The sequence below is a fragment of the Syntrophorhabdus sp. genome, assembly GCA_012719415.1.
Lineage (GTDB): Bacteria > Desulfobacterota > Syntrophorhabdia > Syntrophorhabdales > Syntrophorhabdaceae > Delta-02.
The window spans coordinates 1-20,384 of record JAAYAK010000214.1; the positions used below are offsets into that span (position 1 = coordinate 1).

The following is a 20,384-nucleotide window of genomic DNA, read 5'->3' on the forward strand; positions in this document are numbered from 1 at the left end:
TCAGGCTTGCCCTTAACAACAAGGACAGGTGTACGCGTTTTGCCCAGAAGGCGCTGGGCGGTAGTGCCAAGGGCCAGGGTCCGTACCGGGTGCCGACCGTGAGCACCCACCACGAGCAGGTCGTGATCTGAAGCAGCCTCGGCGATCCCGTCCAGCGTACTGCCCTTGCGGACCTGTGTCTTGAAGGAAAAACCCGATGCCTGTCGGATCTCTTCGGCCAGTTCCACGAGGGAATTCGAAGCATCATCGATGATCCCGCGTTCAACCTCGGCCGGCGACCCGACGAACCGCTTCAAACTCTCCAGCCATGATTCCTCCAACACGTGCAACAGCAACCCTCTCGGCACGCCCAACGTTGCACCGAGCATTGCCGTACGTTCCGCGGCATGGCGGGAATTGGGGGAAAAGTCGGTTGCAGCCAGAATAGATCGGATACGTGTCATGTTCTAACCCTCCCGTGTCCGAGATGCACAGCGCCCCACTAAAAGAGATCTTCGTCCGTTACACTTTACTCTGCCGTCAACTACCACCGTGATATCTTGTGCCAGCCCGAGGCTGCAGTTGCTGATAGAGTGAGCCTCCGCGTCCGGCATGTGTGATCCCACAAGGACATCACGCAACTGACCGGGTGGATCTCCGGCGTGCTTTGGCTTAACAGCGAAGACTAAGGTTGTGCAGATATGCGCAGGTGGAGCCGGTAGGACTGGTGAGGAGAGCTGCTACGGGACGTTTTCCTCCGGATGCGACAGGGATTGACCCGTTCTCCAGATATATTCCCGTATGAAACACTGAGGTCGACGGCGGTCGGACAGGCCTGACGGCTGTCTTGCAGGATCCCCATTTCTGAGACAGAAGAAGGTTGGTGTGGCCAGAAACATCATTGCCGAAATCGTGCGGTACAGTGAAAAGGCTTGAACACAGAGGCCCTGAAGTCAGGGCGGCTATCAATAACAGGGCGAGAACAACGGCAGCACTACCTGCTGATCCATTTGCCTTCATGAGATTGTTTACATTAACACCATATGATGTGTCAAGCCGGATTGGAGTTCCAGATCCACTGCCTGGCTCTCGGTCCCCTCCCCGATGCAACCCCGGTCGGCCCACTGTGTCCGGGAAATAGATGAAAGTGTCTGTGGCGAGTTGCCTTTTGTTCTGCTAGAATCAAAGAAGGGAGGAGAAAAGAACGGGCAGCACCGAAAGTGTTTGTGAAGGATGAAGGGGGTAAGTATGGGAGACAAGGGTAAGAAGGACAAGGAAAAGGGTCAGAAGCAAAACGTCCGGAAACAGCAGCAGAAAGAAGCGAAGAGACAGGAGAAACAGCCAAAAAGATTTTGATGGTCCAATCCGTCGTATTTTCGCACAAGAGAGTATCTCTTAAGGAGAAAAGATGCCAGAAGGAAGAGTAAAGTGGTTCAATGATTCAAAGGGATTCGGTTTTATTGAGCAGGACGGTGGCAAGGACGTGTTCGTCCACCATTCCGCGATCCAGGGAGAAGGTTACAAATCACTGTCCGAGGGCGACCGGGTCAGCTTCGATGTCGTTCAGGGCCAAAAAGGCCCGGCAGCAGAGAACGTCCGCAAGCTCTAGAACCTAAAGAACTTCATCCTGCACTTAAAGGCCCCCACCCAGGGGGCCTTCTTTTTCGTTCATTCAAGGGGGGCTCCGGGGTCACAGCAGGGGGGATAGTGTTTGACAATGGTTCTCCGATAATGTAAACAAAGTCTGGAAAAAATACCTTCAGCGCAGAGGAGTGATGATGGGACGAAGGGTCAGCTTTACGAGTTTGGGTATTGCCGTTGGAAGTATCATTGCTGCAGCGGCCGGGGCGCAGACGACGGTTGATCGAACCGCCTTGCCAGTATCGGAGCCTGATTACCCGCACAGCACCGTGCTGGATGTGCGGAAGGCGACACCTCCGCCGAGGTTTGAGGTGAAGGCGCCGAAGGGTGCTCCCAATGTGCTTGTCATACTCCTCGATGACATGGGGTTCAGCCAGCCGGGCACCTTTGGCGGGCCGATCCATATGCCCACCCTGCAGCGTCTGGCGGATCAGGGTCTGCGCTACAACAACTTTCATACCACCGGTGTCAGTTCGCCCACGCGGGCGGCGCTTCTCACCGGGCGGAACCACCATACCTGCAACGCGTCGCTGGTGATGGAGATGGCAACCGCCTTCCCGGGGGCCACCGGCCAGCGCCCCGTCAGCGTTGCTCCCCTGGCGACGATGCTGCGCTACAACGGCTACGCCACGGCGGCATTCGGCAAGAGCCACGAGACCGCCGCGTGGGAGGTGAGCCCTTCGGGGCCGACGGACAGGTGGCCGACGCGCAGCGGCTTCGACAAATTCTACGGTTTCATTGGCGGCGAGGCGAACCAGTGGGCGCCCGCGCTCTATGATGGTATGACCAGGGTGGAAACGCCGAGCGACCCGAATTATCATCTTATGACGGACATGACCGATCAGGCCATCAAGTGGGTGCAAGCGGAGAAATCACTTACCCCCGACAAACCGTTCTTTGTGTACTTCGCTCCCGGTGCGACCCACGCGCCCCACCATGTGCCGAAAGAGTGGATCGCGAAATACAAAGGGAAGTTCGACCAGGGCTGGGACAAATTGCGGGAAGAGACGCTGGCGCGGCAGAAGAAACTGGGGGTGGTGCCTCCGGACACGAAGTTGGCGCCCAAGCCCAACGCCATCAAGGACTGGGACAAGCTGAGCCCTGACGAGAAAAGGCTTTTTGCCCGCCAGATGGAGATATATGCCGCCTTCGGTGAGTACGCCGATTTCGAGGTCGGCCGGCTCATCGATGCGATCGACAGCATGGGGCAATTGGACAACACGCTGGTCTTCTACATACCGGGTGACAATGGTGCCAGCGCCGACGGGGGCATGAGCGGCCTTTTCAATGAGATGGCCTTCTTCAACAAAGTGGATGAAAACATTGCCGATATTCTGAAGCGCATCGACGATCTGGGTGGGCCGATGACATACGGGCACTATGCCGCGGGCTGGGCGGTTGCGGGAGACACCCCGTTCACCTGGACGAAGGCGGTGGCCTCCAATTACGGGGGCACCCGTAACGGGATGGTCGTCCGCTGGCCCGGGAGGATCAAGGCCAGGGGCGAGCTCCGCTCGCAGTGGCACCATGTGATCGATATCGCCCCGACCATCCTGGAGGCCGCGGGCCTGCCCGAGCCGAAACGGGTGGATGGCATCGAGCAGACCCCCATCGAGGGTGTGAGCTTCCTTTACACCTTTAACGACGCCCGGGCAAAAGACCGCCACCTGGTCCAGTATTTCGAGATAGCCGGCAACCGCGGCATCTACCATGACGGCTGGCTTGCCGGCACCGTGCACAAGGCGGTGTGGGAGGCCGCTCCCCGGGCTTCCCTGGAAAAGGACAGGTGGGAATTGTATAATACACGGACCGATTTCAGCCTCGCGTACGACCTGGCGGCAAAGCATCCCGACAAACTCAAAGAGATGCAGGACCTCTTCATGACCGAGGCGGTGAAGTACCGGGTTCTGCCCATCGACGACCGTATTCAGGAACGCATGAACGCTGCCGTTGCCGGTCGTCCGGACCTGATGGGCGATCGGACGTCGCTCACCGTCTACGAAGGAATGCGGGGTATGTCGGAGAATGTTTTCATCAACGTGAAGAACCGGTCTCACTCGATTACCGCAGAGGTGCAGGTGCCCCGCGATGGTGTCCGGGGAGTTGTCCTCGCCCAGGGCGGACGGTTCGGGGGATGGAGTCTCTACGTCAGGGACGGAAAACCGGCATTCACTTACAACTGGCTCGGTCTCAAGCGTTACACTGTCGCCTCTCCGAAGAGCCTGCCTTCCGGGAAGGCGACCATCCGTTACGAGTTCGTCTATGACGGCAATGGCTTCGGCAAAGGCGGTTCGGCCACGCTCACCGTCAACGGTGAGAAGGTCGCCGAGGGGCGCATCGAGGGTACGCATGCCTTCATCTTTTCACCTGACGAAGGGGCCGATGTCGGTCTTGACGGGGAGACGCCGGTCGTGGAGGACTATGGAGTCCCGGCACCCCACAGGTTCACGGGCAAGATCGACAAGGTCACCGTCGACGTGAAAGAGATGGAAAAAGCCGACAAAGCGGAGGAAGACAAACTGCGGGCAGACCTGGCCGGCAAGAAAGCAATGGCTGATTGAGCGATGGACCCCAGAGCTCACTTTTCCTGATAGCCGCTTTTTCCCGGGGTCATCCACCGATGCGGTTCATGGGGCGTACACAATTGCGGGGCATCCATTCCCGCACTCCGTGGCTTGCCGGTTTGTTGAGAATGGTCTCTTCGATCAACCGGAGGAGGACGTCATCTCCTTCACCCCTTCTCAGGGGGGTCCTTATGTCGGTTTCGTCGTCGGAAAAAAGACACCCCCTCAGTTGACCGGAGGCCGTCAACCTGAGCCTGTTGCACCTTGCGCAGAAATGGTTGCTCAAGGCGCCGATAAAACCTATCATCCCGCGGGACCCTTCAAGCCTGTAATAGTCGGCGGGTCCGTCGAGGGGCCCCGATCCCACGCGAACCGTCTTGCCGAGTGGAAGGATGCGAGCGAGGATCTCTTCCGCTGAGATGAATCTTTCCTTGCTCCAGCTGTTGTTCTCCCCGATGGGCATCATTTCTATGAACCGGATGCGGTAGGGTTTCTCAAGGGTCAATCGTGCAAAATCGAGAACCTCGTCATCGTTGACGCCGCGCAAGGCGACCACGTTGATCTTGATGGGATCGAATCCGAGCGACTCCGCTTCTTCTATGCCTGCCCATACCTTATCGAAGACGTCCCGCCGGGTGATGTGCGCAAAACGGTCTCTCCTCAAGGTGTCCATGCTCACGTTTATATGACGTATCCCGCATTGCCTCAGGCTGGAGGCAAATTCCTTCAAAAGAACCCCGTTTGTCGTTACGGCTATCTTCTCAAGCCCTTCGATCTTGTTGAGTTTTTCGATGAAACCGACGATCCCCTGTCGTACAAGGGGCTCTCCCCCGGTCAGCCTCACTTTCCTGATACCTTTCCTGACACATAGTCTCACCACGCGAAGCATCTCTTCATACGTGAGAATATCGTTATGCGGAACGAATCGGATGCCCTCCTCCGGCATACAATAGATGCAGCGGAGATTACACCGGTCCGTCACCGAGAGACGGAGATAGTTGATGGTCCTGTTGTGATTGTCAACCATGGGCGATCGTGGAAAGCCCCGCCAGCCTTACGGCGGGTTTTCTCGGATCATCGAAGATTACGGAAGCGAGACCGCGCCGTTCGTGCACGCCTCCATGCAAATACCGCATTCGACGCAGGTCTCGGGATCAGCCGCGGCCAGCCCGTCGTTCACCGTCATCGCCTCAAGAGGGCACGCCTCAGCGCAGGAACCGCATCCGGTACATTTCGTGCTGTCGATGATAACTGCCATTGCTATTTCTCCTTTTTCGTTGATAGTGGTGTTGTGTCTGCCGCGCGCGGTATCTCCGCCAGGCTTATGGCGTCCTGGGGGCATTCAGCAACGCACCGTCCGCAACCGGTGCATCTCATGGTGTCGATCGCGGCCGCTGACCCCACGGTGATGGCGCCGGCCGGACAGACCCGCGCGCATGCCCCGCAACCCGTGCACCTTTCGACATCCACCGACGCCTGGCGGCGGGGGCTGGTTCTTTGCGGACTTGCGGACCTGCCGGGGAAGGGCGAAACTCTCGGGCCCGCTGCCGGAAAACGGGTTGACCGCGCATCGTCGATCCCGTAGACCCCGCCGCCATCCTGTCGCGGCCCCGTGTGTCCTGACGGCATCATTCTGCCAAACAGGGCAAAGACAGAAGACAGGAACCCGGTCTTTGCGGTAGCCGAGGTCCCGCGGGCGCCGATACCGCGGCGGTTGCCGCCGCCCCCGCGCGATCCGGCTCCACGCCCGCCTCTTCTACCGCCTTTTCTCATGTTCAAAACCTTCTTTCATGGCATGTGTCCTTGCCGGCCACGCATCTCCGGAGATGTTATATCTCTCTGCCCATCGTGAGATCACGGGCCGCCTGCTGACCGACAACAGGTACCTTGCAAGTCCCATACCCTTGGCAGGGTTATCAGCATAACACTGTAATCACTACATGTTAGAAAACAGACGGAGAGGACAGGTTGACCTGATAGACGCAATATGCACTCTTATAACGCGGGTGAAATTGCAGTATGCAATGTTAAAAGGGTCCGGAGACGGGATGAACCCGTGCGTCATGTGAAGCAGGATCTGTCGATAACGCCGAAGATCCCGTCGATGCGATCCGACGGCGGCAGGGCTTCGCGGATCATCTCAAGGTACCGACATTCCCTGACGCGGTCCAGCGTGGGTCTGAAATTGATGTCAAAGACCCATCCTATCTGAAGCAGTTTAAAATCGTTGAGGTTCTTTATGTGGCCTATGCTCACTATCCTCCTGTTCATGAGGTCATGATAGACCTCTTCCGAGAATCCAGGCGTGTCGGGCAGATCAAGCTCGATGGCCGTGTTGCGGTCTTTATCCTTCCGGGAGTAATAGTCCGTAACCACCTTCCATATGTCCAGCTTGTCGGCGTCGCGCACCAGTCTTGAGTAGAAAAGACACGTTTCGGATTCGTCGGAGGGAAGCGAAGCCCTGTTGTGGTACCGAACAGACCTGACGATGAGGTCGCGTACCGCATCGTCAAAAAGCTCCAGTATCCCGGTCGCCGTGATTATGGCCACACTTAATTCGGCATGGTTCTCCGATCTTCCATCCACGAAGGTGTGATAGCGTGCGTACTGCTCGAAGCGGCCGACGTCATGGAGCATGGCGATGATCTCGGCCAGACGCAGCTCATCCTCGTTCAATCCCAGCTGTGTCCCGAGGGATGATATCTCCGCGCACACACGCAGGGTGTGCCATTTCTTCATGTCGATGTTCTGCTGCCTTTCGGGCTCGCTGTACTGGAATGTGTGAACGTAATCCCAGAACCACCCCTTCAGTTCCTCAACCCTCTCACCGCTGACCGATATCCGCATTTTCCGGTTTCCCCTGTTATCCATCCGTCGCTCTGACTGACCTTTCCCTGGTTCTCAGGGTTTCCCCCACAGGGGGTCGCTGCCGAATTTCTCGAACCACCATTCCTCGGCGGACAGGTATCTCTTGACCTCTTCCTCGGCAAAGGAATACTTGTACTCCTCGCAGTAGCTGACAATGATGCCGTAGGCGGTGATGATCTTCCGCGTCATCTCTTCGCACCTGTCCTTGTCCTCCCGGCACCTGTCCGGGTGCCAGAGACTGATGAGTCGTCTGTAGCTCGATTTGATCTCGTCCATCGAGGCCCGTTCGGGCAATCCCAGGAGTTCCTTCGCCTCAAGAATGTCCTTGTACTTCATGATCGATGCTCCTCCCCGTCAATCCTTGCGGGCCCGGATGACGGCGAAGAGTCCCTCCCCGTGGCCGGTCCTCACCGTCTCGTCCTGACCGATGCGCGATGCCTGCTCAAAGATGGTCTGTCGAAGGTCGAAGTCCCGGAAGCCCGTTTGGCGGAGCATATCGAGGACCTCGGCAACGGAATAGAACCTCGCGTGCCGGTAGAACGGGCTCGTCTGTTTCCGCTCCCCGTATGTCCGTCCCACCGGGCTCGCGCGGTCCAGCATCCCGATGACGATGGCACCGCCCCTTTTGAGGACCCTGAAGGATTCCTCAAATGCCCTGACCGCATCGGACACGAAACAGATGGCTGTCACCATCAGGATGCATCCCGCCGCCAGGTCCCTCACGGGAAGGTTCTCCGCGACGCCCCGCGCGACCGCGATTCCTCTTGCCCGCGCCATCCGCAGCATGCCTTCCGAAGGGTCGATCCCTACTCCGATCCCGAGAGGCGCCGCGAATCTGCCCGTTCCCACGCCCACCTCTATCGCGGGATGAACCGTGGGTGCGAAAAGCGACCGGACCGCCCTCAACTCGGCATCATAGACGAACCGGTTCGCGTCGAACCGCTCGTCGTACCGTTCGGCACTGCTGGAGTAAGGATCATCGTCAACGATGCGCTCCAAGAGATCAACTCCGTTGAAAGCAATACGCGAGGGCGAACATCAGACCGAGGCCGATGGCGAAGAACATGAAATGCAGTATGGCTCGCGAGAGCCTTTCCTGAGCCTTTATTTCCGGTATGAGGTCCGAGGCGGCGATGTAGATGAAACTGCCCGCGCCGAAGAGTACCAGCCCCGACACGCCAAAACTCTGTGACGCGATCCATGCGATCAGCCCTCCCAGGGGAAAGGTCAGGGCCGAGAACAGATTCCACAGCAGGGCGCGGCGTTTGGGCCAGCCACCGTGGACAAGGACGCCAAAATCACCCAGTTTCTGAGGAAAAACCCCCGTTGGTTTACTGCCCGGCTTTCTTTTCAAGACCGACTATGTACTTCTGGCTTCCGTCGGGATAGGGAGGGTTGCACAATTGCCCATGCCATATGTTGCCCTTATCGTCCCTGAAATAGGCATCGCAGGATACGCTGTCCTCACCGTCCGGGTTGTCCCGTATGCAGTCGAAACCCGCGCAGGCGGCGACATACTCGACCACCTCGCCATAACCCCCATCGTCATCTGACATTCCAGGCGGTATGACCACCATTATGCTTTGACGCCTCATCTCTTCATCCTCCGGCTCCTGTTGAGACACGCCTAAATGGTAATCCGATAACCCGAGGCATATCAACAGGATTCTATCCTCCACGCGCTCCCTTCGACGCGTTGGTTCTCAGGGATAGCAGTTGACAACGTTTCGCCCCTTAATGTAAATAGAATTTGGTAAAAGGGGAGGGAAATGGCAGCGGAAGGCATTCATGTTATCGCTAAACCCATCGGTCCATCGTGCAATCTCCGATGCGAGTATTGCTTTTACCTCGAGAAGCACGGACTCTATCCTGAGGACGAGAAATACCGCATGACCGATGGCGTCCTTCGCGCCTTCATCGCCAACCATGTCGCGTCTCAGCCGACCCCCGTCGTCGAGTTTGTCTGGCAGGGCGGCGAGCCAACCCTTCTGGGACTCGATTTTTTCCGGCGCGTCGTCGAGCTCCAGAGGTCTCTTGGGGGCGCAAAGACTATCACCAATTCCCTGCAGACGAACGGGACGCTCCTCACCGATGAATGGTGCTCCTTCCTGAAAAAAGAGAATTTCATGGTCGGTATCAGTCTCGACGGACCGAGGGAGGTCCACGACCGCTATCGCCGCGACCGCAAGGGAGAGGGCACCTTCGACGCCGTCATGCGGGGCCTCAGGCTCCTGCAGAAACACGGGATCGAATACAACGTTCTTGCCTGTGTCGGGAGGGATACGGCCCGCCGGCCCCTCGACGTGTATCATTTCTTCAAGTCCGAGGGCATCGAGTTCATCCAGTTCACACCGGTGGTGGAGCGCCTGGCGGACAGGGCCGGGGAGGACAGAGGCCTCAAGCTTGCCGGCCCCGCCGCCCTCGACAGGAAGGGGGAGGAGGCCAGGGTCGCTCCATGGTCGGTCGTTCCCGAAGAGTACGGCGATTTCCTCATAGCCGTTTACGAGGAATGGGTCCGCAACGACGTGGGCAGGGTGTTCGTCATGAACTTCGAGTGGGCGCTGAACGCCTGGATCGGCAACCCTTCACCGGTCTGTGTTCACGCTGAGCGGTGCGGCCGGTCACTCGTCGTGGAACACAACGGGGACGTTTACGCCTGCGATCATAGTGTCTATCCCGAATACAGGCTGGGCAACATCGGGACCGACAGGCTGACCGACCTGGCGGAAAGGTCGCTGCGGTCGGGGTTCGGGATCGCCAAGGAGACCGCGCTGCCTCGCTGGTGCAGGGAGTGTGACGTGCTTCGGGCATGCCGGGGGGGATGTCCCAAGCACCGCTTCATGACGACCCCTTACGATGAACCCGGGCTTCACTACCTCTGCGAAGGGTACAGGAAGTTCTTTCTCCACATCAGAAAGTACTGCAGCGCCATGGCCCAGCTGCTGGAGAACGGCATCCCCGTCGCGCGGATCATGGACGCCATGAAGGGACCCCTGGTAATACGGCGCGGTCACAAGAGCTGATATTTCAAAATGATCCAGCTGATATCATGGAGAACACAACCCGGACCGGAGACCCTGGAGTACAGGAAGCTCAGCGGTTTGTCGGCCAGGCGATCAAGCTGACCGGGATACCCGGTCGACTCGCGTTCCAGGGGACCTCCTGGCTACAATTGCGAATTCACTGCTCTCGCTGTCGAACGGTGTGCCGGCGACATCGGAGAAGAGGGATTCGGTCTCGAAGCCGCATTCCGCGAATTCTCTTTTCAGGGTTTCGGGACTGAAGTACTGGAGCCAGTTGTAAATGGTCCTTGTGCGGTGAGGCTCAACGATCGTGTACTTGTCGAGCACCACCTTCTCCGTCTCGTACTTGAAAACGTTGAGGAATTCGCAATATTTTTCCGCCGACCAGAAGCCGCCCGGGAGATCTGGTTCGTACGTGGCGGTCTCCTTGCGACTTTCGAAGGCTTTCAAGGAATAGGCATCGAGGAGAACGTGGCCGCCCGGTTCGAGGATCTTGCCGAACTTTGCGAGCATCCTCCTTCTCTGGACGGGACTCAGCGCGCAATAGTCGCACATTATCATCATGACGAGGTCGAAGCGTTCGTCCGTCTCGAAGTCCAGGTAATCCTCGTTGATATAGTCGACCGACAAACCTCCCACCGCCGCCTCTTTCGCGTAGGCTATGGACCTCGGGGAGAAGTCTATACCGGTCACGCGGAGACCTTTTCTTGCCAGCCGCGTCGTGTACAATCCCGGGCCGCACCCGAAGTCGGCTACCTTCATGCCGGCGGTCAGCGCGAAATGATCGGCGATCCACTCGACGGAACGTTCTATGAAAGTTTGATTGCGCGAAGCCGCATTGACGCCGGGGTCAAGGTGGAGTGACAGCATCTGTCGCGATGTGTGCCCGTCCGTCCACAGATCGCGCGCCGTATAGAATTCAAACGGCTCCGGACGGGAATTGATCTCCTCAAGCTCCGCAAACACCGCGGTTTCTCCCTCCTGGGGCGGTATGGTTTGGGTCTATTTTCCCAGAATCCTTCCGGGCATGCAAATGGAATATGGGGCACATCCTCATTGAAAGGCAACTCGATTCCTTCGAATATCGCCGACCTGACCCTTAAGGGTTTGTGATCTCGGGGCCGAGTCCGAAATACGGCGATTGGCCTTGCTGGAAGGCTTCCAGGGTAAACTCGTAATCCCACACGTTGGCCCAGTTGAACTTGTAGCGTTCCATGACTTCCGGGCTTGTGATGTGCCGAAGGACGTGGTTCGGTTGAACGCCGTCCTTCAGGAAGATTGCCGGACTGCCAAGAAATCGGACCAGGTCGGCTGTTGATGGAATAGGTTCCCCCAGCTGGATCTTGACAATGTCTATATCGTCAACGATCCCGTCCCAGGTGGAGAACAGGAAATTGTAGACATCTTCACTCGGTATGTGGCGCCTCTTGCCCTGGTCGATCAGATAGATCGGGAAGGTGCCGGGGAGCCGCACCCGCAAACCGTTCAGGTCTGGCCGCAGATCTATTTCCATAGTCCATTCCTCCTTATTGCGTTATGAATCCCTGGAGTTGCCTGTATTCGCGACACTTGTCTCGGTGGCTGAGATCACCCCGCCCGTCATTCAAGGGTGCTCCACGCATTTTTTCACCGAATCTACGATTCCGGCCCGTAGACCACATAGCCCCTGGGCGGCGCCTCGACCTGGCACCATCCGTTCCCGTCGGTGGTGACCGTCGCCGGGCTCGTCGATGAATATCTTCCCCGCCAGGCCAGCGGTTTCAGCATCTTGTTCGGGAAGACCGTTCTTACCCTTTGCGAAACCGTCTCGCCCATGTTGTTCAGGGTGAACACCAGCCCCGGCTGATCCCCGAACCCGGTTCGCTCCATAACGTAGAAGACGTCATCGACATAGAGGACATTGGTGCCCCCTCCGGCGCGGCTCTCGTGGACCTTGGTCAGCCGTTCGATCCCGCTTGATTGTCCGGGCTCGGCCAAGCCGTAAGTGGACCAGTCTTTCCAGAAAACGCAGGGATACCCTTCATGTGTCAGGATGTACGCGTAGGCCATCATCTTGTCGTTGATGATCTCGTCGGAGCCGTCCCCGCGGAAGTCGTGGTTGTCCACGAAGGTCACCGCCTCGAAGGGCCGGTCCTTGGAAAGCACGCCGCCATTGGCAAGGTTTCGAAGGCTGAAGCCGTATGTGTCGCACATGTCCTTCAGCCGGTACCGGAGAGGGAAGTCGAAGGCGCCGACCCGGTGTTCAGCCCAGGCGTTTACCGAGTCGAGCCAGTTATCGATGCAATTGTCGCCGTCCCAGCACTCTCCGACGCCGAAGATGCTAACGGGTTGACCACCCCGTTTGTATTTTCGGTCGTGGATCCCCCGCACGATCCAGGAGCCGAACCCTTTGACGAAGTCATATCTGAAGCCGTCGAAGCCGATCTCCTCAACGAGCCACCTGGCGTGGTTCAGGATGCCCGCCGAGACGCGGGGATTGATATGGCACAGATCGGGCATGTCGCCGAAGGCGCCGCTGGTGTATTCCGGAAAAGGGCTGGGGTTGAAACAGGTCCAGTCCCGGGTGAAGAGCTTGCTCGCCGGCTTGAACAGGGTCCACCGCTCCTGCCGGGCGATGGGATTGAATTCCTTCCCGTCGGCCCCGTTGTTGTGGTTGAGGACCAGGTCCGCGTAGACCTTCATCCCCTGCTGGTGCGCCGTTTCGATCATAGCCCGCAGTTCATCCTCCGAGCCGAACCAGGTCTTCACCGATCCTTTCTGGTCGTATTTCCCCAGATCGTAATAATCATAGACGTCATACCCCATCGACATGCCGCCAATGTTGGCGGCCTTGCTCGCGGGCGGGAGCCAGAGTGCCGTAAAGCCCGCCGCCTTAAGGCTGGGGAGTTTCCCGGCAATGTGATTCCACCAGGTGAACTCCTGTTGATCCACCCTGGGGCAGTCCCAGTAGAATCCTTGCATTATGACGCCCATAATCCCCCTCCATATGCAGGTTCTTGTCCATCTGGCCGGTTTTCGCCGGAGATGTCCCACAAAGCGGATCCGAGATAGACGTGTTCTCGGTGCAGCAAAGCCTCTAACAGCCACTCGAAGCCTGATTAGATGTATATCAGGAATATGCTACAAGAATCAGTTCGTTCTGTCTGTCGCCCAATAAACAATTGTTGTGTAGTAATTCTAACAGCCATCGTGTCGTCATTTCTGAGAACGGGAATCCGTCCAGCTAAAGAAAAAAAAAGAGGAACCGGAGAGCGATGGGCGCAAAACATCGTCTCCCTGTCTACTGCGCTACGGTTAACAGGGCCTTGAAAAGCGTCTTGAGGAGACGCTGTTGTTTCAAGGCCCTCTGAGTCTACGGCACAGCGGGATTCAAAGCGGCAAATGGTTCGTTTAGTTCGCGCTGCTGAACTTGTCGAGCTCTTCCACCATGTTAATTCCCACGAACATGGTGCCTTTCTTGAAGACGGTTCCGGGTGGTACCCTTATTATCTTTCCGGTCTTCATGGTTATGTCTGAGTTTGCGACACAGACCCAGGAACCATCCGGTTTCTTCTCGAATTCCTTCAGATTGACTTTTGCGATCTCGTCTTCCATTGTCCCACTCCTCTTTAAGATTGTTGCAATCATATTATATAGTAAACAAACACCGCCTCTGTCAAGAACCAAAGTGGCCCCGGGCTGGATCAGCGAGTGCCTGATCATCTTCTGCGACACGCCCTCAGGAGGGTGCAAGCTATCGGGTTGGGGCAAAGACCTCTCGAAGATGGTCCTCGACGAATACACGATGACCAAGCCCATCTATATCGATCTCACGGGCGAACGCGTGAAGCCCCGGTGCGGATTGCTGAGATAGGCGAAGCCGCAGCCCTTGTCGAATTGCGGGAGATACGGTAGAATTTGTTGTGATGGCCGTTGCGGCGGGGTGGCGCGGAAACGAGATGATGAGATGATGGACCGGCGCGGTATAAAGTGTTCAATCTGGTGTGCGTGCGCGCTGGTCGTCTTGTTGGCGTTGTGCGTTCCTCACACCCTGGGTGCCCGGCAGGGCGCCAGGATCCTGCTCATCAATTCCTATCACGACGGGTTCAAGTGGTCCGACGACATCGTTTCCGGGGTGAGGTCGGTCCTCGGCAAGGACGATGACCTGAGGATCGAGTACATGGACGCGCGCAGGATCTCCACCCCGGAATACCTCCGCAGCCTGCGGGAGTCTTTCCGTATCAAGTTCAGGGGTCATCGGTACGACGTGGTCATCGTTTCCGACGACCCGGCCCTCGACCTGATACTGGACCTCGGAGAAGACCTCTTTCCCTCCACGCCCGTCGTGTTCTGCGGGATCAACGATTTCTCGGACGCGAGGTTGATGGGGAAAACCCCGTACACGGGGGTTGTCGAAGAGATAGACATCAAGGGCACCCTGGATGCGGCCCACGCGCTGCATCCGACGGCGGTGAGAGTGATCGCTCCCGTCAACTCCAACGTGACGGGAATCTCCAACAGGCACCTGCTGGAGGCCACGATCCCCGCCTTCAAGGGCGTATTCGAGTTCGAGATAGTGGAGGACCCCGAGCTTGGGCCCTTCCTTGAACGCTTGAAGGGCCTGCGAAAGGATGAGCACGTCATCCTGCTCACGGGGAGGTTCCGGTCGTCGGCCGGCGAGGGGATACCAATAGAGACGAGCACGCCTGAGATCGCTAAGGAGGGCATCCCTGTCTACAGCATGTGGGAGTACTACCTGGGTCACGGCATTGTCGGCGGAATGCTCACCAACGGTTTCTACCAGGGGAAGACGGCCGGCGAGATCGCCCGGAGGATCCTCGGCGGCGAAAAAGACATCCCGGTGGTCAGGAGGAGCCCCAATCAGTATACCTTCGATTTCAGGCAGCTTGAGCTCTTCGGCATCGAGGAGGACCTGCTGCCGGCGGGGAGCGTCGTCGTCAACAAACCGGTGTCTTTCTATGCCAGGCACGCCGACGCCGTTCACGCGGGCGCGGGCATCATCCTTTTTTGCCTCGCCGCCGTAGCCTTCCTGTCGATCCTTGTGGTCAAGAAGAACAGGGCCGAAAGGGAACTGCGCCGCTATCAGGACAACCTGGAGGTACTGGTGGAGGAAAGGACCGAGAGGCTGAACTTCGCCAACGCTTCATTGACCGCGGAGATACGGGAGCGGGAACAGGTCGAGGCGGCGCTCAGGGAGAGCGAGGAGAAGTACCGCATACTCATAGAAAAGGCGAACGAGGCGGTCATCATCGTGCAGGATGAGGTCCTCGTCTTCGCCAACCCCAGGGCGTACGAGCTCGCGGGTGTACCGGCAGGGACCCTGGAAGGAAGACCTTTCGTCGATCTCATCTGGCCCGAGGACAGGGACATGGTCATGGGGAAGTACAGGAAGCGGATCGCCGGCGAAAGCGTGCCCGACGCCTACGATTTCAGGCTCGTCGGCCCCGGGGGCGCGTTCATCTGGGTTTTCCTGTCCGCCACCACGGTCCTCTGGAAAGGCAGACCGGCGACACTTAACCTGCTGACGGACATATCGGACCGCAAGCTCGCGGAAGAGGAACGGGAAAGACTCATCGCCGAGCTTCAGGACGCCCTTTCCCAGGTCAAGACATTGAGCGGACTGCTCCCCATTTGCGCCTCGTGCAAGAGGATACGGAACGACGACGGCACCTGGGAGCAGATGGAGGCGTACATAAGGGACCGGTCGGAAGCGAAGTTCTCCCACGGCATCTGCCCCGAGTGTGCCGGGAAACTCTACGCGGACCGATCCCGGAAGAAATGAACCCGTTTACCGAAGCCCTCATTGCTCCAACCCCGATTGGCCGCCGGTGTGGCCGGGCCCATGTGCTTTGTGCCGGGGATATGAGCATGCTGAGGGCGTTCCCGGGACTCTCCGCTCCACCGTTCATTTCGTCAGCTCTTCTTTCAGGGCTTTGCCCAGCTTGGCGATGGTGTATGGTTTCTTGATGAAGACCCCCGCTCCCATGTGCTGGGCGGCGATGACGTCCTCGCTCATGGAATAGCCGCTTGCTATCACGGCCTTCTGTCCCGGATGGATCTCGCTTATCCTCCTGTATGTTTCCATTCCGTTCAGGCCCGGGTCCATGATCATGTCCAAAAGGACGATGTCGACGGGACGGTCCTTCAGGTACTCGAGGGCCTTTTCGCCGCTTTCCGCGGAGTTGGCCACGTATCCGAGCTTTGTCAGTATGGCACAGGCGGTCTTCCTCTGGTCTTCGAGATCGTCGACGACGAGGACGGTCTCGCCGTTTCCCCGGTAATCGTCAAATCGCAGGAAGGAGGGCGTATCGGCCAGGGCTTCACGGATGGCGGGAAAGTAAAGGAGGAATTCCGTTCCCTCCGTGCCCGTCATCACGTCGACGTAACCGCCGTGGTCCTGCATCACGTTCCAGACGATGGTGAGGCCGAGCCCGGTGCCGCTCCTGCCCATCTTCTTCCTGGTATAGAAGGGTTCGAAGATGCGCTCCAGATCTTCCGGTGAGATACCGGTGCCGTTGTCACGCACGGAAACGACGGCGTACTCGCCCGCCCGCACCTCCGTGTAAGCCTTGAGGGGCCTGTCGACGTACCTGTTTCCCGTTCTCACGAGGATCCGCCCGCTCCCTGTTCCCTGCAGGGCCTCGACGGCATTGTAGATAAGGTTCATCATGGCCTTCGTTATGTGGATGGGTGAACCCATGATGTTGAGGAGGTCGCCTCCGAGGTCCGTCTCTATCACGACCCCGTCGTCAGCCTCAAGCAGTCTCTGGTGCTCCGGTGATGACAGGTAGTTGTCGATGAGGGGGTTCAGGTTCAGAGGTTCCCTGGGGCTGGCCGCGCCCTTTGCCACCGTCAAGAGGTCGTCGACGACGGCGGCCGCGCGGAGTCCCGCGTTCCTGATGGCCTCGATCGCCTCTCTTTGCTCGGGCCGCATGTCATCGTCCATGAGCAGGAGGTCCGGATAGCTCACGATCCCCGTCAGGATGTTGTTCAGGTCGTGCGCCACTCCCCCCGCGAGAAGGCCGACGGCCTCCATCTTCTTCGCCCGGGAAAGCTTCTGTTCACTTTCCGCCAGGCGGCGGTTCAGTTCGGCCATGCTTGCCTGCGTTTCCAGTTGCTTCTCGAGGTCCGCGAGCTTTTCGTCGGACTCGAGCTTTTGCAGCGCCTGGGTCGCCAGCACGGAGAAACGCCGTGCCAGGGTCACGTGGTTCTTGGAGAAATGCGCCCGGTCCGGATGCGTGCAGACGATGATGGCGTGGTTGTCTGCCGTTCGGATCGACAGGTGGAGGGCCGAGCGGGCTGCTCCCAGCACCTCTTCCGGCTGTTTGTTCCATTCTTCAACGAGATTTGTGTCGAAAACGGCGACAGGCTGGCCCGCGAGGACCCTTCGCAGCATGGCCGCCGGCCGCCAGACCCTGTGGGCGAAGACGGGATTGGAGGCCGTGAGCGTAACGAGGGCCCCGTCGTTGTTCTGAAGGAGGACAAAGGCCGAATCGAAATCAAGGGGTTCCTTCATGGCATCGAAGAGCTGAGCGAACAGGGTGTGCGGATCCTTGCCGGTGACAAGGACACGGAGTCCGTTGAGGAGCGCCTCGGCCATCTGCCGGTGGAGCGCTTCCTTCTTCCGGGCTTCCTCGAGATCAAGCAGGGCCTCCCGCAGTTCTTCCGATGTGCTCATATGTTACCCCGTTCTGCTGTGCCCCAGGAAGAGGGTGGCGATCATCAGGTTGCCATGGCGGTTCTCTCCGCCGATGAAACACCCCTGCTCTCCCAGGGTGAATGAACAGAGAAACGGCCTGTTCGGCAGGATGCCTTTCAAGTCCGCGACGATCTGGTCCATCCGGTCCCGGACAACAAGCATGCACCCGGCACAGAAGAGCATCAACGCCCCTTCCGTCTCGCTGGCGGAAAAAGGGGCGCTGTGGATCGCCGCCTTCGCGACCCTCCCGGCCCTGCTGGCGAGACTCGCGGTAGTGCCCTTCATCAGCACGACCTCAGAGCCCTGCTGGATCTCGGCGAAGAGCTCAAGCCCCTTATCCGGGAGCGAAGCAGTCGGATAAGAGAGCTTGTGATAGACGACCCCTCCTACCTGCCCCACGGGCTGGCCAAGGGGTGTGAAGCTTGTCGTGGGCACGAGGCTTCCTCCCCCGCTGAGCGTGTCCGCGATCAGGCCATCCGTCCATTCATTGTAGACCGTTGCGGCGGGCCGGCCATCTATCTCGTGGAGAACACGGCCGGAAACACGGGTTGCCCGCCCCCTGTGCTCGGTGGGCTCGTAACCGCTGTGAAAGGCGTAGCTCGCATGTCCGGAGGGGAAGAAGACGGCCACGGACACTCCGTCGGAGACGACGCCCTCGTTCGCGAACTGTTCCCACTGACCGGTCATGTCGTTATCCGCGGAAGTCCCTCCCAGGATGGGAACGTCCGCTCCAAGGTAGGCCTCGATGGCGCGTATCATCGTTTCCTCGTTCCCGGGGCAACTTGTTATGACGATGGCGACCGGCAGTTCCCCCGGTCTGCCCGCCTGTTCGAGGGCCCGGGACAGGGCCGATACGGCGGCTTTCGCGGGGTCATCCCCCTGTCTCGCGATGCCCGCGCCATAGCTGCCATCGGGATCGCAAATGCCAAGAAGGCCGAGTCCGAACCCATCCTCTGTATGGAAACCTTCCTCGGTGACAACGCCGAGGCATGTGGTCCCTCCCTGCAGGGATGCGGCCGGGGCAAGTGAGCGGAGGCGCTTCAACACGATAGCGTTATCGTAGGCGCATGAGCTGTGAAGAAGGATGAAATGAGGGGTGTCGCCAAGCTTCGCGGACATTCTGCCAAAAGCTTCTTCGGCTGCCATCCCCGGGTCGGAATTGGTCGACCAGCCTGAGGCAAGTTTCATTGTGAACCTCCAGGATGCTTTCATCAACTTACCGCATGCAATTATACAATGTTTTCACACGTGAAGTACATGGGAACCACGAAGTATCATATCTCTCGCGATCTTACGGGTACTTATCTTCCCGGGGTCCGGCGGGTCCGAGCCGGGGATCCGCGGGAAGGCGGGATGCCCCGACGGGTCCGATTATCGGGGTCATATGCCCAAACAGTGGAAAGATGGGCATGCCGGAGGTACAATGGAGAGGTGTCCGCAAAGGGTGGCACCGTCACGGATCCTCGAGGATCAACAAAGGAGGGGGACATCGAAACGTACAGGATAGCGGTGATAGGCGGCGACGGGATAGGGCCCGAGGTGCTGGCCGAGGGGATCAAGGTCTTAAAGACGGTCGAGGAGCTCGACGGCGGGACGAGGTTCGCCTTCGAGCATTTTCCCTGGGGCTGCGAGCACTACCTGAGGCACGGCAGGGCGATGGACGATGATGGAATGGAACGGCTCGCGAAGTTCGACGCGATATACCTCGGCGCCGTGGGTTCACCGTCCGTTCCGGACCATATCTCCCTGTGGGACCTGCTCTTGAGAATACGGAGGGGATTCGACCAGTACGTGAACCTCCGGCCGGTGAAGCTGCTTAAGGGCGCTCCCTGTCCTCTCGCGAACGTGAAGAGGGAAGATATCGACATGATCGTCGTGCGCGAGAACAGCGAGGGGGAGTATGCCGGAGTGGGCGACAGGCTCTTCAGGGGCACGGACCGGGAGGTCGTCCTGCAGACGGGGGTATTCTCCCGGAAGGGAACGGAAAGGATCATCCGCTACGCCTTCGAACTCGCGCGGAGAGAGAAGAAGACGCTGTCGAGCATAAGCAAGGGCAACGCCCTCAATTATTCCATGGTGTTCTGGGACGAGGTGTTCGCCGCGGTGGGAAAGGAGTATCCCGACGTCGAGACGCGCTCGTACCTCGTGGACGCGGCGGCCATGTTCTTCGTGAAGGAGCCCTGGCGCTTTGAGGTCGTGGTCACCTCGAACCTTTTCGGGGACATACTCACCGACCTCGGCGCCGCGATAGCGGGCGGGATGGGACTCGCCGCGGGGGCGAACATCAATCCCGAGAGGACGTATCCTTCCATGTTCGAACCCATCCACGGCTCGGCCCCGGACATAGCGGGGAGGGGGATAGCGAACCCGCTCGCCGCCATATGGTCGGCAAGCCAGATGCTCGACTTCCTCGGTCGCGGGGACTGGGGCAAGAGGGTACTCGACTCCGTCGAAAGGGTGCTGATGGAGGGAAAGACCGTGACGCCCGACCTCGGCGGGACCGCGCGCACCCCCGACGTCGGGGACGCGGTGACGGAGAGGCTCAGGACCGCTTGAGGTCTGCCAAACGTAACGATGTTGGGACGTTTTTCACCTGATGACAAGGTCACG

At 58.7% G+C, this 20,384-nt stretch carries 21 protein-coding genes; 6 read left to right on the forward strand and 15 right to left on the reverse strand.

Annotated elements, in window-relative coordinates; translation table 11 throughout:
• Positions 1-443: universal stress protein (locus GXX82_12690; GenBank protein NLT23895.1), on the reverse strand; the 443-nt coding region annotated here is incomplete at its 3' end.
• 944 nt (positions 444-1,387) lie between these two features.
• Between GXX82_12690 and GXX82_12695 the strand changes: the two genes are divergently transcribed.
• Both GXX82_12695 and GXX82_12700 read left to right on the forward strand, forming a co-directional pair.
• On the forward strand, positions 1,388-1,588 hold the full coding sequence (locus GXX82_12695) for a cold-shock protein (protein ID NLT23896.1): 201 nt from the start codon (positions 1,388-1,390) through the stop codon (positions 1,586-1,588).
• A gap of 169 nt (positions 1,589-1,757) precedes the next feature.
• Positions 1,758-4,181: an arylsulfatase gene (locus GXX82_12700; protein ID NLT23897.1), complete on the forward strand. Its 2,424-nt coding sequence runs from the start codon at positions 1,758-1,760 to the stop codon at positions 4,179-4,181.
• Positions 4,182-4,230: 49 nt separating this feature from the next.
• Here the strand turns inward: GXX82_12700 and moaA are convergent, their stop codons facing one another.
• The 8 genes from moaA to GXX82_12740 all read right to left on the reverse strand — a co-directional run bounded on the left by moaA (position 4,231) and on the right by GXX82_12740 (position 8,647).
• Entirely contained in the window at positions 4,231-5,211 is a 981-nt protein-coding gene (gene moaA / locus GXX82_12705) for a GTP 3',8-cyclase MoaA (GenBank protein NLT23898.1), read from the reverse strand.
• A gap of 57 nt (positions 5,212-5,268) precedes the next feature.
• Positions 5,269-5,442 (reverse strand): 4Fe-4S binding protein, encoded by a 174-nt coding sequence (locus tag GXX82_12710; protein NLT23899.1) that lies wholly within the window; start codon positions 5,440-5,442, stop codon positions 5,269-5,271.
• 2 nt (positions 5,443-5,444) lie between these two features.
• Positions 5,445-5,813 carry a 4Fe-4S dicluster domain-containing protein gene (locus GXX82_12715; protein ID NLT23900.1) on the reverse strand — a complete coding sequence of 123 codons (369 nt, stop codon included), beginning with the start codon at positions 5,811-5,813 and terminating at the stop codon, positions 5,445-5,447.
• Positions 5,814-6,245: 432 nt separating this feature from the next.
• The gene (locus GXX82_12720; GenBank protein ID NLT23901.1) at positions 6,246-7,031 is read right to left on the reverse strand and encodes an HD domain-containing protein; all 786 of its coding nucleotides are present in this window, start codon (positions 7,029-7,031) and stop codon (positions 6,246-6,248) included.
• A 54-nt stretch (positions 7,032-7,085) separates the two neighbouring features.
• Complete coding sequence (locus GXX82_12725; protein ID NLT23902.1) at positions 7,086-7,391, reverse strand: J domain-containing protein; 306 nt, start codon at positions 7,389-7,391, stop codon at positions 7,086-7,088.
• A gap of 15 nt (positions 7,392-7,406) precedes the next feature.
• On the reverse strand, positions 7,407-8,042 hold the full coding sequence (locus GXX82_12730) for a class I SAM-dependent methyltransferase (protein NLT23903.1): 636 nt from the start codon (positions 8,040-8,042) through the stop codon (positions 7,407-7,409).
• Between the two features lie 13 nt (positions 8,043-8,055).
• Positions 8,056-8,406, reverse strand: coding sequence for a ZIP family metal transporter (locus tag GXX82_12735; protein ID NLT23904.1), 351 nt, complete (start codon positions 8,404-8,406; stop codon positions 8,056-8,058).
• Positions 8,384-8,647 (reverse strand): hypothetical protein, encoded by a 264-nt coding sequence (locus tag GXX82_12740; GenBank protein ID NLT23905.1) that lies wholly within the window; start codon positions 8,645-8,647, stop codon positions 8,384-8,386. Before GXX82_12740 ends, GXX82_12735 begins: the two co-directional genes overlap by 23 nt.
• Before the next feature lie 174 nt (positions 8,648-8,821).
• Here GXX82_12740 and GXX82_12745 point away from each other — a divergent pair, with 174 nt between their 5' ends.
• Entirely contained in the window at positions 8,822-10,075 is a 1,254-nt protein-coding gene (locus GXX82_12745; GenBank protein ID NLT23906.1) for an anaerobic sulfatase maturase, read from the forward strand.
• Positions 10,076-10,168: 93 nt separating this feature from the next.
• Here the strand turns inward: GXX82_12745 and GXX82_12750 are convergent, their stop codons facing one another.
• From GXX82_12750 to GXX82_12765, 4 genes are all read right to left on the reverse strand, one after another.
• The gene (locus GXX82_12750; GenBank protein ID NLT23907.1) at positions 10,169-11,041 is read right to left on the reverse strand and encodes a methyltransferase domain-containing protein; all 873 of its coding nucleotides are present in this window, start codon (positions 11,039-11,041) and stop codon (positions 10,169-10,171) included.
• Positions 11,042-11,174: 133 nt separating this feature from the next.
• Positions 11,175-11,588: a hypothetical protein gene (locus tag GXX82_12755; protein NLT23908.1), complete on the reverse strand. Its 414-nt coding sequence runs from the start codon at positions 11,586-11,588 to the stop codon at positions 11,175-11,177.
• Positions 11,589-11,710: 122 nt separating this feature from the next.
• Positions 11,711-13,048 (reverse strand): DUF1939 domain-containing protein, encoded by a 1,338-nt coding sequence (locus tag GXX82_12760; GenBank protein ID NLT23909.1) that lies wholly within the window; start codon positions 13,046-13,048, stop codon positions 11,711-11,713.
• A gap of 417 nt (positions 13,049-13,465) precedes the next feature.
• Positions 13,466-13,669, reverse strand: coding sequence for a hypothetical protein (locus GXX82_12765; protein NLT23910.1), 204 nt, complete (start codon positions 13,667-13,669; stop codon positions 13,466-13,468).
• A 73-nt stretch (positions 13,670-13,742) separates the two neighbouring features.
• On the opposite strand from GXX82_12765, the gene GXX82_12770 reads away from it, so the two are divergent.
• Both GXX82_12770 and GXX82_12775 read left to right on the forward strand, forming a co-directional pair.
• The gene (locus GXX82_12770; GenBank protein ID NLT23911.1) at positions 13,743-13,928 is read left to right on the forward strand and encodes a hypothetical protein; all 186 of its coding nucleotides are present in this window, start codon (positions 13,743-13,745) and stop codon (positions 13,926-13,928) included.
• Positions 13,929-14,834: 906 nt separating this feature from the next.
• Positions 14,835-15,857 (forward strand): PAS domain S-box protein, encoded by a 1,023-nt coding sequence (locus GXX82_12775; protein ID NLT23912.1) that lies wholly within the window; start codon positions 14,835-14,837, stop codon positions 15,855-15,857.
• Positions 15,858-15,980: 123 nt separating this feature from the next.
• On the opposite strand, the gene GXX82_12780 is transcribed toward GXX82_12775, so the two are convergent.
• A complete protein-coding gene (locus tag GXX82_12780; protein ID NLT23913.1) occupies positions 15,981-17,753 on the reverse strand; it encodes a response regulator in 1,773 nt (590 codons plus the stop codon).
• Between the two features lie 3 nt (positions 17,754-17,756).
• Positions 17,757-18,962, reverse strand: a complete 1,206-nt coding sequence (locus GXX82_12785) for a hypothetical protein (protein ID NLT23914.1) — start codon at positions 18,960-18,962, stop codon at positions 17,757-17,759.
• 165 nt (positions 18,963-19,127) lie between these two features.
• Here GXX82_12785 and GXX82_12790 point away from each other — a divergent pair, with 165 nt between their 5' ends.
• A complete protein-coding gene (locus GXX82_12790) occupies positions 19,128-20,330 on the forward strand; it encodes a tartrate dehydrogenase (protein ID NLT23915.1) in 1,203 nt (400 codons plus the stop codon).
• Positions 20,331-20,384: the final 54 nt, after the last annotated feature.